Origin of the sequence: Paraburkholderia sp. BCC1885, from assembly GCF_900996235.1 — a bacterium.
GTDB lineage: Bacteria > Pseudomonadota > Gammaproteobacteria > Burkholderiales > Burkholderiaceae > Paraburkholderia.
Genome location: NZ_CAAJGM010000022.1, coordinates 177,943 through 195,189 on the forward strand (window position 1 = coordinate 177,943; position 17,247 = coordinate 195,189).

Below are 17,247 nucleotides of genomic sequence, written 5' to 3' on the forward strand. Positions count from 1 at the left end.
CATTTGACGAGCCCGTTGGCCCTAAACACGACGTTTTCATGCGTGTAAACCGCCATTTTCGCGTTCGCGTTGCGTCTGTGCATGCGAGAATCTCGCCAAGCTGATCTGTTCGCATCCAGCCATTATGGCGCCTGTCCTCATCCGGATTGCGAACTTCCACAGACCCAACGAGACCACTCTCCGAGGAGATTGCGTTAATGAAGCCGGATAGCCGAACGGCCGACGCGTTGCGCGCCAGTTTGACGACGAATTTCCTGCTCGGGGGCGGGGAAATGGGCGCGCTGATCCGCGCATACGACTGGAACTCGACCTCGCTGGGCGCGCCGGAAAACTGGCCGCAGGGTTTGAAGACCGCCATCCGCATCATGCTCACGTCGCGCCAGCCGATCTGGATCGGCTGGGGGCCGGAGTTGCTGTTCTTCTACAACGATCCTTACAAATCGATTGTCGGCGGCAAGCACCCGGTCGCACTCGGCCAGCCGACCGAAGTCGTATGGCACGAAATCTGGAGCGAGATCGCGCCATTGCTTGCCACCGCGCTGACGGGCGACGAAGGCACCTTCGTCGAACAGAAGCTCCTGATCATGGAGCGCAACGGCTTTCCCGAAGAGACGTACTACACCTTCTCGTACAGCCCGATTCCCAACGACGACGGCAGCGCCGGCGGCATCATCTGCGCCAACAGCGACGACACCGCGCGCGTGATCGGCGAACGTCAGTTGATGCTGCTGCGCGAGCTGGGCGCCGCGACGGCGGATGCGCGCCTGTTGCGCGATGCCTGCGAGCTGAGCGCCCGTTCGTTGCAAACCGATGCGCGCGATATCCCGTTTGCCCTGCTGTACATGGCCGAACCCGGCGGCACCGACGTCACGCTGGCGGGCGCCAGCGGCATTACGGCTGGCCATGCTGCGGCACCGGTCTCCATGCACGCCACGGAAGCCGGACCCTGGCCGTTCGCGGAAGTGCTGAAGACCCAGAGCGCGGTGATGGTGAACGATCTGGCGCAACGCTTCGGACGCGGCCTGCCGAGCGGGCCGTGGAGCCTCGAACCGAGCCACGCGGTCGTGCTGCCGGTCATGCCCGGCGGCGAAAGTGCCCGCGCGGGCGTGCTGATCGCCGCGCTCAATCCGTGCCGTCTGTTCGACGACGGCTATCGTGCCTTCCTCGATCTGGTGGCGGGGCAGATCGGCGCGGCGATCGGCTACGCCCATGCTTACGAGGAAGAGAGGCGGCGCGCCGAAGCGCTCGCCGAAATCGACCGCGCCAAGACCACTTTCTTCTCGAACATCAGCCACGAATTCCGCACTCCGCTCACATTGATGCTGGGGCCGCTCGAAGAACTGCTCGCGAGGCCCGCCGCCACCAGCGATGCAGATCGCAATCTGATCGAGATCACGCATCGCAACGGCCAGCGTCTGCTCAAGCTGGTCAACGCGCTGCTCGACTTTTCGCGCATCGAAGCCGGGCGCTTTCAGATCAGCACCCAGCCGACCGACGTCGCCGCCTTCACCACTGAACTCGCTTCGCTATTCCGCTCGGCGATCGAGACCGTCGGCCTGCGCCTGGAAGTGGACTGTGGATCTGCGCCGCTGATTGCAGCGATCGATCGCGACATGTGGGAAAAAGTCGTGATGAATCTGCTGTCCAACGCGTTCAAGTTCACCTTTACCGGCACGATCAAGGTGACAGTGAAGCAGACGCGCGACGGCAGCATCGAGATGAGCGTCGCGGACTCGGGCATCGGCATTCCGCCCGACGAGGTGCCGCGTCTCTTTGAGCGCTTTCACCGCGTGGCCGGTTCGCCGGGACGCTCGGTCGAAGGCAGCGGCATTGGTCTCGCGATGGTGCAGGAGCTGGTCAAGCTGCACGGCGGGACCATCCACGTGGAAAGCACGCCCGGCGCGGGCAGCTGCTTTACGGTGGTGCTGCCGCCAGGCGCCGTGCAACTCGCCGCAGCGGATTCCGCGCGCGCCACGCCGGCGGCGCTGAGCCGCGATGCGCTGGCTTACGTGGATGCCGCGCGGCGCTGGATTCCGTCCGCCGAGCCGCTGGCCGAGATGGAACCGGACGAGCCGCAGTCCTCGCTGGAGTCCGCTGAAACATCGGCGGCACTGGGCGCCGGCCATGTGGCCGCACGCGTGCTGGTGGTGGACGACAACGCCGATCTGCGCGACTACATGCGCCGCATTCTCAGCCAGGCAGGACACGCGGTCACGGTGGCCGTCGACGGTCTGGATGCGCTCGAAGCGGTGCGCACCGAGGTGCCCGATCTGATCGTCTCGGACGTGATGATGCCGCGCCTGGACGGCTTCGGTCTGCTGCGCGAGTTGCGCGGCGACCCCGAGTTGCGCGAGACGCCGGTGCTGCTGCTCTCGGCCCGTGCCGGCGAGGAAGCGCGGGTGGGCGGCCTGGAATCGGGCGCTGACGACTATCTGACCAAGCCGTTCTCCGCACGCGAATTGCTCGCGCGCGTGGCCGGCAATCTGCAGCTTGCGCGGCTGCGGCGCGAAACCGAGCGCAATCTGCGCGAAGAATCGCGCACGCTGGAAATCCTCAATCGGGTCGGCACGGCGGTCGCCGCCGAACTCGATCTGAGCCGCGCGGTGCAGGTGGTGACCGACGCGGCGACGGAGCTGATCGGCGCCGCTTTCGGTTCGTTCTTCTACAACCGGCCGCAGCCGGAGGACCGCGCGGACAGCCGCGACGAAGAGAACGGCGGTTACCGTCTTTATTCCCTCTCCGGCGTGCCGCACGCGGCTTTCGCCGGCTTGCCGATGCCGCGCAGCACCCCGTTGTTCGCGACGACCTTCAAAGGCGAAGGCATCGTGCGCGTCGACGACATCACGCAAGATCCGCGCTTTGGCGGCAACGCGCCGTTCAACGGTTTGCCGCCGGGTCATCCGCCGGTGCGCAGCTATCTCGCCGCGCCGGTGGTCTCGCGCACGGGCGAGGTGCTCGGCGGCCTGCTGTTCGGCCATCCGGAAGCGGGCGTATTCAATGCGCGGGCCGAGCGCCTCGTGGTGGGCATCGCGGCGCAGGCCGCTATCGCCATTGATAACGCAAGGCTTTATCAGGCGGCGCAGACGGAAATCGCCGAGCGCGCCAAGGCCCAGCACGCGCTGCGCGAGCTCAACGAGACACTCGAGCGCCGCGTGAGCGAGGCCGTCGCTGACCGCGACCGGCTCTGGGAACTGAGCGAGGATCTTCTGGTGGTGGCCGATTTCGACGGCGCGCTGCAGCGGATCAGTCCGTCGTGGCAAGCCGTGCTGGGCTACCCGGTGCATTGGCTGATGACGCACTCGTACATGGACCTGGTGCATCCCGACGACATCGCGCTCGTCACCGATCAACTGCAACGCCTGCGACGCACCGGCGTGCCGGCGCGTTACGAGAGCCGTCTGAAACGGACCGACGACACGTGGCGCTGGATCGCCTGGACCCTGTCGTTCGACCGGCCGACAGATCGCATCCACGGCGTAGGGCGCGACGTCACAACCGACAAGGAAACCGCCGACGCCCTGCAGCACGCCGAGGAAGCGCTGCGCATGGCGCAGAAGATGGAGTCGATCGGCAAGCTGACCGGCGGCGTGGCGCACGACTTCAATAACCTGCTGCAGGTGATCGGCGGCAATCTGCAACTGCTGGCGAAGGACGTGGCCGGCATCGACAAGGCCGAGCAGCGCGTGCGCAACGCGCTGGCCGGCGTGGCGCGCGGCGCCAACCTCGCGTCGCAATTGCTGGCGTTCGGCCGGCGCCAGCCGCTCGCGCCCAAGGTCGTCAATCTGGGCCGCTTTATCCGTGGCCTCGACGACATGTTCCGCCGCGCGCTCGGCGACGGCATCGAGATCGAGACGGTCGTGTCCGGCGGTCTGTGGAATACGCTGGTCGATCCGTTTCAGGTCGAAAACGCGCTGCTGAATCTGGCCATCAATGCGCGCGACGCCATGAACGGCCATGGCAGGCTCACGATGGAGGCGGGCAACGCCTCGCTCGACGACGCCTACGCGCAGCGTAATGCGGAAGTGACGCCAGGCCAGTACGTCATGGTGGCGCTCACCGATACCGGTGCGGGCATGCCGCCGGAAGTGCGCGAGCGTGCCTTCGAACCGTTCTTCACCACCAAGCCGGAAGGTCAGGGCACGGGGCTCGGACTCAGCATGGTGTACGGTTTCGTCAAGCAGTCGGGCGGCCACGTGAAGATCTACAGCGAGCCCGGTCACGGTACGACCGTGCGGATCTATCTGCCACGCGTGCGTCAGGAAGAGGATCTCGAAACGCACGTCGACGCGGGACCGGCCAAGGGTGGCGCAGAAACCGTGCTGGTGGTCGAAGACGACGAAGACGTGCGCTCGACGGTGGTCGAGATGCTGAGCGATCTCGGCTACACGGTCCTCAAGGCCAAAGACGCGCAAAGCGCGCTGGCGATCGTGGAAAGCGGCGTGCCGATCCATCTGCTGTTCACCGACGTGGTGATGCCCGGCCCACTGCGCAGCACGGAGCTGGCGCGCAAGACGCGCGAGCGTTTGCCGTCCGTGGCGGTGCTATTCACGTCGGGCTATACCGATAACGCGATCGTGCACGCCGGCCGGCTCGACGAAGGTATCGAACTGCTCAGCAAGCCGTACACGTATGAGGCGCTGGCGCGCAAGGTGCGGCATGTGATGCGCAATCAGCGCTGGCTGACGCTCGACGAGGCCGGCGCCAGCGTGCAGGAAATGCAGGGCGCGAATCTCGGCGCGTTCGGCCGGGGTCTGGGTGAGGAATTCGGCGAGGAATTCGGCGGCGCGGCGAATCGCGAGGCGGGCGCGAGCTCCACGGCTGACGACCCCGATGCCGTCAATCGCCTGCGGATTCTGTACGTGGAAGACGACGAACTGGTGCGGCTCGCGACCACCGAATTGCTGCGCACGTTCGGACTGCAGATCGTCGACGCCGGTGACGAGCTCGAAGCGCTGCGCGTGCTGCGTGACCAGCCGGTCAACGTGTTGCTGACCGACGTCGGGCTGAAGGGCAAATCGGGCGTCGATCTGGCCATCGATGCCTGCCGCGGGCATCCGCATCTGCAGGTGATTTTCCTGACCGGCTACGACCTCGTGCTGACGCCGGAACAGCGGCAATGGCTGCCTCATGCAATCCCGCTACGCAAGCCATATGATCCGCTGGCCTTGATCGAAGTGCTGAAGCGTTGCGCGCGTTAAGTAGAGGCGGGGCCTGACATGCAAACGGGCATGGCGCGATTTTTCGCCATGCCCGTTTGTGCTTCGCTCTTCGCTCTCCGCCCGCAACGCTAGTTCGCCAGCTTGGGGAACAAAATCCCTTCGCTGACGACGGTGCCGGGTTTGACGCCTTCACCCCACGGCCGATCCCAGCTTGCGCCGCTGGCCACATCCGAAACGTTAGGTACGCCAAGCCACGTCTGCAGTTCTTTCATCTTGCCCGGCATCACCGGGTAGAGCAGGTTGGAGACGCCGTAGAGTGCCTCCAGCAGGGTGTACAGCACGGTATCCAGCCGCCCGGCGGCACGCGCATCCCTGGCGAGCGTCCACGGCGCGCTGTTCGCCACGTAGACGTTGAGCTGCTTCACGAACTCCATCACCTGCTCGACCGCGCGGCCGGGCTTCATCTCGTCGACGAGAGCGAGAACGGCTGCCGGTAGCTCACGCGCTCGCGCCATCAGCGCGTGTTCGGCCGCTTCGTATGTTTTCGGTGCGGGCACGAGGCCGCCGCGATACTTCACCACCATCGATAGCGTCCGCGATGCGAGGTTGCCCAGGTCGTCGGCGAGATCTCGATTCAGGCGCTGTTCGATCACCGCCTCGCTGATGATGCCGTCAAAGCCGAAGCTCACTTCGCGGATCAGCGTGTAGCGCAATGCGTCGACGCCATAGGTGCCGGCCGCCGCGAGCGGATCGACGCCGTTGCCGAGCGACTTGCTCATCTTGCGGCCGTCGGCGCCCAGCAGATGGCCCGACACATGCAGGCGCCGATAAGGCGCGATGCCCAGCGCGTGCGTCATGCTCAGCCAGAACAGGGTGTGGGTGCGCAAGATGTCCTTGCCGATCACATGCCGCACCGACGGCCAGAACCGCGCGAATTCCGGCCGATCGGGATAGCCCAGCGGTGACACGTAGCTCAGCAGGGCGTCGAACCAGACATAGGTGACATGCCGCGTGTCCCACGGAATCGGAATGCCCCATGCGAGGCGCTCCACCGGCCGTGAGATGCTCAGGTCGCCTATCGGTTCTTCCAGCAGCCTGAGCACCTCGTTGCGATATTGCGCGGGCTGGATCAGCTCGGGCGTGTCGAGCAGCAACTGGCGCATCCATTCGCGGTGCGCTTCCATGCGGAAAAAGTAATTGGGCTCGCGCCGCACAACGGGCGGCTCCTTGTCCTCCGGCAGCTTGCCGTCCACCAACTCTTTTTCGGTGACGAAGCGCTCTTGGCCGACCGAATAGAGCCCTTCGTAATCCGCGAGATAAATCTCGCCGGCGTCGAAGAGGCGCGTGAGGCACTGGGACACGACGCGCGCGTGATCCGGCGCGCTGGTGCGAACGAAGCGGTCCGGCTCGACCGCGAGAGCCCGCCACGCCTCTTCGAACGACCGCGCGTGGCGCTCGGCGGATGCTTGCGGCGTCTCGTTGGCCTGCTGCGCGGCCCGGGCGATTTTCTCACCGTGCTCGTCGGCGCCGGTGAGCAGCATGACCTCATGGCCGGCCGCGCGCAGATAGCGCGCCATCACGTCCGCGTGGACGCTGGCGTAGGCGTGGCCCATGTGGGGCCGGTCGTTCACGTAGTAAATCGGCGTGGTGATGTATCGGTATGTCATTGCCGCTCCAAAAAAGAAAAGGGACGCCAGCGGCGTCCCTTTTTAGAAGCAAAAAAGCCCTCAGCGCCTGGGGGGAGAACCTGCCAGGAACATGCGCATCGAACGAGCGTGGGCTTGAATAGCTTGAATTTTCATCGAGAATGCGAAACGGTGATATCGAAATGATGAATGCGGATGAATGCGCGGCCCGGGCCGCAGCTTTTTTATCGTGCCAGCAAATGCGCTGATTGTCTAGCCGTCGGAAGCAGCGCCGCAAGCGGGTTGCTCGCCCGCCTCCAGAAGCACACATCGGGCCGACGCTCGGACATAATGGCGGGCAACGGCGCGCCATTGCCCGCCCAGCCGCTTAACCGCAATCGCCCAACTGTGACTGAAGAGGATTACCCCGTATGGACCGCCTCCAGGCAATGGAAGTCTTCACCCGCGTGGTCGAGACCAACAGCTTTTCGAAGGCCGCAGAACTGCTGGACTTGCCGCGTGGCTCGGTGAGCAACCTGATTCAGGCGCTCGAACAGCACGTCGGGGTCCGCCTGCTGAACCGCACCACGCGCCAGGTGAGCGTCACGGAAGATGGTGCGTTGTACTACGAACGGTGTGTCGGCATCCTCACGGAGATATCGGATGCGGAGTCGTCGCTGTCGAACAAGCGGCAGAGCCCGGCGGGCACTATCCGCGTCGATACTTCCGGCACGCTGGCCAAGGCCCTGTTGCTGCCGGCGCTCGGCGATTTCTACCAGCAGTATCCGGAGATCGAAGTGCGTCTCGGCCTCGCCGACCGCAATATCGACCTGATCCAGGACGGCGTCGATTGCGTGATCCGCATGGGCTTTCTCGAAGAGTCGAGTCTCGTCGCGCGCCGCATCGGCAGTTCGCGCATTACCACCTGCGCGTCGCCCGCGTATCTGGCCGAGCACGGCGCGCCGACCACGCTGGAAGAATTGCAGGGGCATCGCGCCGTCAACTACGTGTCCGCGCGCAGCGGCAAAGTGTTCCCCTTCGAGTACGAGATCAATGGCGAAGTGGTCAGGGTGACGCTGGACGGCGCGCTCGCCGTGAACGACGGCACGGTGTACATCACCGCAGGCGCGCTCGGTTACGGCATCATCCAGCCCTCGCGCTTCATGGTCGCGGACATGATCGAGCGGGGCGAATTGCAGGAGATTCTCACCTCGTACCGGATACCGCCCACGCCGCTGTCCATTCTTTATCCGCACCGGCGCATGAGTTCGCGGGTTCGTGCATTCACCGAATGGATTACGCAACTGGCGGCCCAGCATCCGGATCTGGGCATGTAAAACGGCTACGTAAAGCGCGTATAAAAAATAGGGCGGCGTGGCGCGAGATACACCGGAATTATTTTTTTACAACAAAGTATTTCGCGCCAAACGAAGCATTTTTTTTAAATTGATTCGTCGTACCTGTAAGGTTTTTTTCTCGTCCATCGCGTCCTATCATGGCCCGAAGGCGGCTTGGCCGCGCGCATATCGACCGGGCGACGGCATATATGGACAACAGGATTCGAGGTTTCGACGGACTACGCGCTATCGCGGTGCTCATGGTGTTTCTACAGCATCGGGTGCTGAGCGCCGGTGACGAGACCGGCCATCTAGGCGTATGGATATTTTTCGCGCTCAGCGGCTTTCTGATTACCGGCATTTTGAGCGCGCAACGCAGAACCATTGAAACGGGTGCAAGCGATTTTTTTACCGAACTCAAACGCTTTCTGTTTCGCCGCACGCTGCGCATTTTTCCGATTTACTACCTGCTGCTGGTCATTATGGCCGTCCTGATGATGCTGGGGCACGTCAGTCCGCAACTGAAAAGCGGTTTGCCATTTCATTTCGCCTATCTGACGAATATCTGGATCGGCGAGGTGCTGCGTTACTGGCCAGGGCCGTGGTCGCACCTGTGGAGCCTGTCGATTGAAGAGCAGTTCTATCTGTTCTTTGCGCCGCTGCTGTTGCTAGTGCCGGCGCGCTGGCATCTGCGGGTTTGCTATGCGGTATTCGTCGCCGGCATGGTGTCGCTGCTGTGGATGCGCGTGACCGGCACGCCGGAGATTGTCATCTATACCCATCCGCTGACGAACTTCTGGATGCTGGCGCTGGGCGGCATCGGCGGGGCCTGGTTGCGCATGGAAGGCTCGCGCTTGCGCGCAATGCTGGCGCGGCCGTGGAGCTTCGTGCTGTTGTTGCTCGGCGTGATGGCGCTGTGCGCCACCGAACCGGACTGGGCGAACACCACCATCAGCGCCGCCGTCTATACGCTGCTGTGCGCGCTCTATGGCATCGGCATCGCCGCGCTGGTCTGCGCGGTGGCGTGTAGCGGCAGCGCCGCGCTGGTGGGTGTGCTGGAAACGCCCTGGCTGGCGTCGCTTGGACGCATCAGCTACGGGTTTTATCTGTATCACAACTTCGTGCCGGACCCGGCGCGGCTCAATCGCGTGAAGGCGCTGTTTCACGGCGCGGGCGAGCCGGTCTGGCTGCGGGTGGGCGGCATTGCGATTTCGTTTGGTGTGTCGCTGCTGCTAGCAAAGCTGTCGTGGCGCTTTATCGAAGCGCCGATTCTGCGCCGCAAGACGGAGTGGACCCAGCGGGTGGTGAATACGACGCAGCGTCGCGCGGAGTTTTACAAGGGTTGAGCGAAGCAGAGCGGCAGCCTTACTGCACCTTCTCTTCCTCTGCCGGGGCAGCCTGCGCGTCGGGCGGCACCGCCCCGGCAGGCGCGATTTCATCCACGCTCACATGCACGCGTCCACCGGCAAAGCGGACCTGTAGATTGCGGTATTTCCGCAGGTAGCGAATGCCGACCAGCGCCGCCGCGAAACCCGATGCGGCGCCCACGCCCAGCGCCCAGCGCGGGCCAAAATGATCGGCCACCCAGCCGACGATCGGCGCGCCCAGCGGCGTGCCGCCCAGCGCGATAGCCAGCAGAATGGCGACCACCCGGCCGCGCATGGCGGGTTCGGTGGAGAGCTGGACGAGGCTATTGGTCGAGGTCGTAAAAGTTTGCGTGCATACGCCGATAACGGCCAGCGTCACGCCGAATAGCGCGTAAGTGGGCATGCAGGCGGCCAGCGTGCAGCCGAAGCCGAAGAGGGCCGCGCTCACCAGCAACAGCGCGAGACGTGGCCGCGCGCGGCGCGCCGCCAGCAATGCGCCGCTAACCGAGCCGATCGCCATTGCCGAGGTCAGGAGTCCATACTGACTCGCACCGGCATGAAACACCTTGACCGACATGGTGGAAATGAAAATCGGGAAGTTGAGCCCGAAGGTGCCGATCAAAAACAGCATCAGCAACAGCGCTTTCAGATCGGGCCGCTTCGCGACATAACGGAAGCCGTCGACAAAACTGCCGCGCGCGCGATGCGCCTTGAGCTTGCGATGCAGTTCGTCGAGCCGCAGGATTTTCAGCGAGCACAGCACCGCTGCAAACGAGGCCGCGTTGATCAGAAACACCCAGCCGGTGCCGACCGAAGCGATCAGCACGCCGGCCACCGCCGGGCCGATCATGCGCCCGGCGTTGAACGAGGTTGAATTCAGCGCCACCGCGTTCGACAGGTCTTCCTCGCCCACCAGTTCGGCCACGAAAGTCTGCCGCGCGGGCGAGTCGAACGCCGTCACGCAGCCGAGCAGAAACGCAAACAGATACACCTGCCATAACTGCACGAGTCCGCTAAGGGTGAGCAGGCCCAGCCCGAGCGCGAGGCCGCCCATTACCGCCTGAGTCACGAACAGGAGCTTGCGGCGGTCGAGATGGTCGGCGGCGAAGCCGGTCAGCGGCAGCAGGAGCAGCATGGGCCCGAACTGCAACGCCATCACGATGCCGACGGCGGTCGCGTTCTTGTGGGTCAGCTCGGTGAGGACGAGCCAATCCTGCGCGGTGCGCTGCATCCACGTACCGACATTGGAGATCAGCGCGCCGCTCGCCCAGACGCGATAGTTAAAGCCGCTCAGCGAGCGGAAAGTGCCTTTCACCGGACTAGCCCTGAAAATCCCAAAGCGGCTGCAGGCGCGCGGCAGCCGGGCGGCCCCCTGACAGCGCAGACGAGTCCGGCCGCGCGGCCTGCATGGCCGGCACGTTCACGCGTGGGTCTTGCCGAGCACGGCGAGGATGTCGGCCGTCGTGCCGGTTTCGCCGAGCCGCGGGAAGATCCGCGTGACCGCGTTTTCGTGGGTCTCGGCGCTGAGGTCGGTCATGGCGTCGACGGCGAGCGTGACGTTAAAGCCCAGTTCGTAAGCCTGACGCGCGGTCGATTCGACGCCAATCGCCGTCGCCACGCCGACGATCACCACCTGCGTGACGGCGCGGCTCTTGAGGTGCTGTTCGAGCCCGGTGCCCGTGAACGCGCCCCAGGTGTGCTTGGTGACCAGGTGATCGCCGGGCTGCTGGTTCAGTTCGGAGACGAGGTCGGTCCAGCCTGCCGGAAACGCGCCGCTATGACGCGCCTGGTCGGCGCGGCCCGGAGCGACGCCGGCCACGTTGACGAGCACGACCGGCAACTGGCGCGCGCGAAAGGCATCGAGCAGCACGCGGCTTTGTTTCACGACGTCGGCGGTGGGGTGCGCGGTGGGAAGCGCGACGATGCCGTTCTGCAGGTCGATGACGATAAGGGCGGTCTTCGGGTCGAGCGTGGTGATGGCCATGATGGATTCCCTTTGAAGGTGGGGTTGAGACGGGCCGCGCCGTGCGGCGGCCAGAGGTTTGCAGGGTTGCGGTTCGACGCGTGGAGGCGTCCGGAAGCGCCTGTGAAGTCAGGGCTCGACGAGCCGTTTGAGCAGTTCGACGGCGCTCGCCAGTTCGCGCTGTTCGGGGGCGGTGAGTTTCGTGCGAATGGCGCGGAACAGCCAGTCTTCGCGCGCGGCCCGGCCGCTCCTGATCGCTTCCGCACAGGACGGTGTGAGCGACAGGACCGTCTGTCGCCCGTCACGCGGATCGGGCGCGCCGCTGACGTAGCCGGCCGCCTTCAGCGCGGCAACCGTTTCGCCCATCGACTGCGGACGCATGCCTTCGTCGCGCGCCAGGGCGGTGACGGTGGCAGGCCCCTTGCGTTCGAGGCGGCCGAGGACGCGTATCTGCGTCCAGCTCAGATCGCCGAAATGCGACTGTTCGCGCAGCCGCCGCTTCAACTGGCCGAAGACGGCGCCCAGCTCGCTGGCCAGCGCCAGGGCCTCGGCGGATTCGGGGTCTGCGGGGAAGAAGCTCATGTCCGGCTCGTCGATGAGAACGTGGGGTGCGGAAAACGGAACGCGGCGAGATGACGCCAAAAATGCCGGGCAACTACAAAGGCTACCTGATAAGGTTACCTTCGTAGTTGGGTGCGAGTCAAGCTGAAGTGTGCGACGCTCGCCGCAAGGCTGATTTGATGGGTTGTCGCGGCGAGCCTCGCGGGCTCGCCAGGCGGCTTACTGCACCGTGTCCGGGTTGCCGAGTCCCGAGCCTGGTTCGAGGCCGTCGGCGTTCGCGTTCGCGCCGTCCCGCTCGTCCGCGTCCGGCGGGCGGGAGGCCGAGCGCCGGCGCGCGTCGAGCACGTCCTGGTAATGCAGCCACGAGGCGTGTTCGCCCGATTTGGCGGCGTACATGGCGGCGTCGGCGTTGAGCAGCAATGCTTCGGCGGAGGTGCCGTCGGTCGGGTAGTGGCTGATGCCGATACTCGCGCCGACCAGCATCGGCTGGCCGTCGATCAGCAGCGTGTCGTTCAGGGCGTGGATGATGTTGATGGCGGCCACCGGCGCCGCATCGGTCGAGCGCGCGCCCTTGATCAGCACGATGAACTCGTCGCCGCCGAGCCGCGCCACCAGGTCGCCCTCGGAGAGCACCGCCTGCAGACGCCGCGCCACGGTCGCCAGCACGCGGTCGCCGACGGCATGGCCGTAGCGGTCGTTGATCTGCTTGAAGCGGTCGAGGTCCACGAACAGCACGGCGAGCCGTTCGCCCTTCGCAGCGGCGTCGTGAATCGCCGCTTCGAGCCGGTCGGCGAACATCATGCGGTTGGGCAGGCCGGTCAGCGCGTCGTGGCTGGCCAGATGCACGAGTTCGTGCTGCTTGTTGTGCAGAACGTCGAGTTGCAGACGGATCTCGCCGCGCATCCGGTCGAAGCAGCGCGCCAGCACGCCGATTTCGTCGGTCCGTTTGACCGGCAGCGCGCCCATCGCATGGTCCGCGAAGAAATGGGTGGCCGCGTGCGCGAGGATATGCAGCGGCTGGGTCAGCGCCCGCGCGAACAGGATGGCGAGCAGGAAGGCGAGCATGCTCGAGATCAGCACCATGCGCACGATGCGCTCGCCGAGCAGCGTCGCGCCCGCCAGCACGTCCGAGAGCGGCTTGGCGAGGCCGAGGACGATGAAGCGGTTGCCGTCCGCCACGCCGAACGGCCGGCGGATAAACGCCAGCACGCGGCCGGAAGCCTGCTGCGGGCGCATCAGGCCGTTCAACAGCACCTCGTTTTTGGCTTGCTCGAAGAGCGGCAGGGTCGCCGGAAAACTGTCCTGCATCAGGATGCGCCGGCCGCGGTCGAAACCGAAGGTCTGGGTCGGGTCCGGGTGGATCAGGAAATCGCCCCATTCGTTAGCGAGATACACCTCGTAGCCGCGCGGCAGATCCACCTGCAGACGCCTGAGCAGGCTCGCGAGGTCCACGTCAATCACGACCACGCCGGCGGCGTTGCCGTTCGTGTCGATCACGGGCGTGGCAAGGCGCAAGGTGGGCTTGCCCTCGGCGGAATGCGCGCCGTGCTCGTGATTGACCGTGATCGGCGAAATATAGATGCCGCGCGGCGGCAGTGCGAGCGTGTCGAAAACGTAGGGGAACTGACCTTTTTCCTGCAGGCCGCTCGCCTGCACGCGCACGGCGCTCTGCGCGTTGCGGTCGAAGCGGATCAGTTCGAGGCCGAAGTGCTGGCGCGCGATCAGGCGGATCTGCAGATACTCGGCATGATTCGCCATGAAGCTGGCGAACACCTTGGCAAGGCGCTCGCGGGCGGGGTTGGCGGCCGAGCCGTCGTCGGATCGCGCGACCTGTCCGCTCGACGGCAGCGTGGCGAGCACCTGGGCGTCGGCGGCCACGTCGTCGATGGCGACCGAAAAGCGCTGGCCGAGCAGTTCCGTGGAGGTCAGCAGATTCTCCTCGGCCTCGTTCACGAGCAGGGTGCGATTGGCGTGATATGCATAGAAGCCGGTCGCCCCGGAGGCGACCACGCCGATGCAGGCGAGCAGCAGCGAGAGCTTGAACGTCAGGCCTGGACGCATCATTTGAAGGTCTCCGGGCCGAAGCTGTCCGGCAGATCGCCCGAGACGATCTTGCTCCACAGGGCTTCGCGCTGCCGGACGTTCGCCACCGGGCGAATCCAGATCAGATGCGCGCTCACATTGCTTTCGGGCGACGGCGTCAGCGTATTGGCGAGGCCCTGGCGCTGGATCAGCAGGCCGCTGACATCCGGTTCAAGCATGTAGTTGATCCACGCCTGCGCGAGTGGACGATTGGCCGACGCGCTCGTGATGGCCCAGCAGTCGAGCCACGCCAGCGCGCCTTCGTCCGGGATCACGTAGCCCACGTCGGCGCCCGCGCGGCGCAACTGTTCGAGCTGCTGGGTGCCGTAGTTGCCGAACATCAACGCGACCTTGTGGTGGACGAAGAATGCCGTGGCCTCCTCGGGCAGCGTGTAGTACGTGAGCAGATTGCGGCGCAGATCGATCAGCTTGAGGGCGATCGTGCGGGTCTGCGTAGGGCTCAGCTGAAACGGATCAGCATAGCCGAGCGCCAGCGCCGCGAACGAGAAATTGTGCTGCGCGCTGTTGAAGTCGAGCACCTTGCCGCGATAACGCGGATTCCATAGTTCGGTCATCGAAGTCGGCGGCACGGCAATCTGCTTGCGATCGTAGATCAGGCCCATCGACGAATAGGTGAACGGAATCGCGTAGACCTTGCCGGCGGCGGTCAGGCCGTCGATGGACGCCACGTCCTGGAAGCGCGGCAATTGCAAACGCGTGTTTGGAATCTGCGTGACGTCGAGCGGCGCCAGCATGTGCTCCTGGGTGTAGCGCTGGATTTCGGCCGTGTTGGCGGCGAGCACGTCGAACTGCGGCGCGTTGCCTTCGTGCATCTTGTCCCAGAGTGCTTCGTCGGAATCGACCAGCGTCACTTCCACCTTGGCATGAAAGCGCGTTTCAAACGCCTTGACGACATCGCGATCCGCGTAGCCGGGCCAGGCCAGCACGCGTAACACGCTCTGCGCAGCCGTGGCCGGCGCGGCGGCAAGGCAGCCCGCGAGCAGCGCGGCGATGACGAGCGGCTGCAGGAAGACAGCGTGAAATGCACGGCGGGCGGGGCGCTGCGAATGCGCCGGTGTCCTAACGGGTCGCGGCGTCCGCGGCGGCAAGGATGGAAAGCCCCAGTGCATGTCATCGTCCATTTAGCAAGCGTGTACACGGGATCATTTTCGCTCAGCCTCATGCACCCGCATACGGGCATTTGCATGACGATGATGTCGAACGTCCTGACTGGCGCTCCACGCCGCGAGGCGAGAGGGCGTTCGAACGAAGATCGATCCACGGTTCGCGTTTTGCGAAGATTGTTATCGGATACGGTGTTTGCGCGATCTGAATCCGGCCGGATCCATTTCTTCGAAATACGCGAGCGCGCCTCTCGTCTGCATAACGGCTGCGGCGCAGAGATCTTTAGGCATGAGTGACGGCGAGGCTTGCGGAATCTGATCACGCGCTGTGCTTCGCATGGCGCGAACCCGTAGCTGGCGTCCGTGGCCCGAAAAAACACAAGCCGAAAAAAACGGCCCCGTCTTTTCAAACGGGGCCGCCCGGACTTCAGCGAATGAGACGCGACGCGTGTCGATGCGCCGCCGCGCCTCAGCTAGTTAGTTGGACTCAGGACATCACCGTGACGGACTTGGTGACCAGGTACGCTTCCAGTGCTTCAGGGCCGCCTTCGGAACCGTAACCCGAATCCTTGACGCCGCCGAACGGCATTTCCGGCGTCGGCGTGGCCGGCTGGTTGATCCACAGCATGCCGACTTCAAGCCGTTGCGAGAGCAGATGCACATTGGCGAACGATTTCGTGAACGCGTAGCCGGCCAGACCGTACGGCAAACGATTGGCTTCGGCAATCGCGTCTTCGAGCGAGTCGAAACCGCGAATTGCCGCGACCGGGCCGAACGGCTCGTTGTTGAACACGTCGGCTTCGAGCGACACGTTGGTCAGCACCGTCGGCGCGAAGAAGTTGCCTTCCGTGCCGACGCGTTCGCCGCCGGTTGCAACCGTGGCGCCGGTCGAGCGGGCGTTGTCGAGCACCTTGGCCATTGCCGTGAGACGGCGCGAGTTGGCGAGCGGCCCGAGCGTGGTGCCTTCGGCGAGACCGTCACCGAGTTTCAGGCCTTCGGCATGCTTGACGAGCGCCTGGGCGAACTCTTCGCGGATGCTGTTGTGCACGAGGAAGCGCGTCGGCGAAATGCAGACCTGACCGGCGTTGCGGAACTTCGCGCCGCCGGCGGCCTTGACGGCCAGCGCCACGTCCGCGTCTTGCGCCACGATCACCGGCGCGTGGCCGCCCAGCTCCATGGTGGCGCGCTTCATGTACTGGCCGGCCAGCGAGGCCAGCTGCTTGCCCACCGGCGTCGAACCGGTGAAGGTGACTTTGCGGATGACCGGGTGCGGAATCAGGTAGTTCGAGATTTCAGCGGGGTCGCCGAACACCAGACCCACCGTGCCGGGCGGCACGCCGGCTTCGACAAATGCCTGCAGCAGTGCGGCCGGCGAGGCGGGGGTTTCTTCCGGCGCCTTGACGAGGAACGAGCAGCCGCTCGTCAGGGCGGCGCTCAGCTTGCGGACCACCTGGTTGACCGGGAAATTCCACGGCGTGAAGGCGGCGACCGGACCGATCGGCTCCTTCAGAACCAGCTGCTGAGCCGCCAGATTGCGCGGCGGCACGACGCGGCCATAGATGCGGCGGCCTTCGTCGGCGAACCATTCGATGATGTCGGCGGCCGAGAGCATTTCGATGCGCGCTTCGGCGAACGGCTTGCCTTGCTCCAGCGTCATCAGGCGGGCGATGTCCGAGGCGCGTTCGCGCACCAGCGCCGCGGCCTTGCGCATGGTGGCGGCGCGCTCGTTGGCGGGAATCTTGCGCCAGGCTTCGAAGCCCTTTTGCGCGGCGGCCAGCGCGCGGTCCAGGTCGGCGATGCCGGCGTGGGCAACCTTGCCGATCGGCTTGCCGGTGGCGGGATTGAGGACGTCGAGGGTTTTGCCGCTGGCGGCGTCGCACCACTCGTTGTTGATCAGGAGTCGGGTGTCGGTATAGCTCGATGTAGCCATGCTGGGTTCCTCTGATGGGTAGGATTGGCCGCGAAGGGCTGCTGGCGGCCGGAGATGGACTGCGGTTAGATCAATCTTAGCCGATTGTGGCCGGCGCCA

General features: G+C 65.0%; 10 protein-coding genes. 3 read left to right on the plus strand and 7 right to left on the minus strand.

The genetic code is table 11. The annotated features are described in order from the left end of the window. Positions 1-197 precede the first annotated feature (197 nt). Complete coding sequence (locus FQ755_RS02120; protein ID WP_144150506.1) at positions 198-5,198, plus strand: response regulator; 5,001 nt, start codon at positions 198-200, stop codon at positions 5,196-5,198. A gap of 89 nt (positions 5,199-5,287) precedes the next feature. On the opposite strand, the gene metG is transcribed toward FQ755_RS02120, so the two are convergent. Continuing rightward, complete coding sequence (gene metG, locus FQ755_RS02125) at positions 5,288-6,826, minus strand: methionine--tRNA ligase (protein ID WP_144150508.1); 1,539 nt, start codon at positions 6,824-6,826, stop codon at positions 5,288-5,290. A gap of 389 nt (positions 6,827-7,215) precedes the next feature. On the opposite strand from metG, the gene FQ755_RS02130 reads away from it, so the two are divergent. Together FQ755_RS02130 and FQ755_RS02135 are read left to right on the plus strand one after the other, a co-directional pair. Further along, positions 7,216-8,121: a LysR family transcriptional regulator gene (locus FQ755_RS02130; protein WP_144150510.1), complete on the plus strand. Its 906-nt coding sequence runs from the start codon at positions 7,216-7,218 to the stop codon at positions 8,119-8,121. A gap of 209 nt (positions 8,122-8,330) precedes the next feature. Beyond that, positions 8,331-9,467 (plus strand): acyltransferase family protein, encoded by a 1,137-nt coding sequence (locus FQ755_RS02135; protein ID WP_144150512.1) that lies wholly within the window; start codon positions 8,331-8,333, stop codon positions 9,465-9,467. A 19-nt stretch (positions 9,468-9,486) separates the two neighbouring features. Here FQ755_RS02135 and FQ755_RS02140 read toward each other — a convergent pair whose 3' ends face one another. The 6 genes from FQ755_RS02140 to FQ755_RS02165 all read right to left on the minus strand — a co-directional run bounded on the left by FQ755_RS02140 (position 9,487) and on the right by FQ755_RS02165 (position 17,148). Next, a complete protein-coding gene (locus FQ755_RS02140) occupies positions 9,487-10,803 on the minus strand; it encodes an MFS transporter (protein WP_144150514.1) in 1,317 nt (438 codons plus the stop codon). 105 nt (positions 10,804-10,908) lie between these two features. Continuing rightward, positions 10,909-11,472: an isochorismatase family protein gene (locus FQ755_RS02145; protein ID WP_144150516.1), complete on the minus strand. Its 564-nt coding sequence runs from the start codon at positions 11,470-11,472 to the stop codon at positions 10,909-10,911. A gap of 108 nt (positions 11,473-11,580) precedes the next feature. After that, entirely contained in the window at positions 11,581-12,033 is a 453-nt protein-coding gene (locus tag FQ755_RS02150; RefSeq protein ID WP_144150518.1) for a MarR family winged helix-turn-helix transcriptional regulator, read from the minus strand. 198 nt (positions 12,034-12,231) lie between these two features. Next, the gene (locus FQ755_RS02155) at positions 12,232-14,076 is read right to left on the minus strand and encodes a diguanylate cyclase domain-containing protein (protein WP_144150520.1); all 1,845 of its coding nucleotides are present in this window, start codon (positions 14,074-14,076) and stop codon (positions 12,232-12,234) included. Beyond that, positions 14,073-15,236: an extracellular solute-binding protein gene (locus FQ755_RS02160; protein ID WP_260858247.1), complete on the minus strand. Its 1,164-nt coding sequence runs from the start codon at positions 15,234-15,236 to the stop codon at positions 14,073-14,075. Before FQ755_RS02160 ends, FQ755_RS02155 begins: the two co-directional genes overlap by 4 nt. 469 nt (positions 15,237-15,705) lie before the next feature. After that, positions 15,706-17,148 (minus strand): NAD-dependent succinate-semialdehyde dehydrogenase, encoded by a 1,443-nt coding sequence (locus FQ755_RS02165; RefSeq protein ID WP_144150521.1) that lies wholly within the window; start codon positions 17,146-17,148, stop codon positions 15,706-15,708. Between the last annotated feature and the right edge of the window lie 99 nt (positions 17,149-17,247).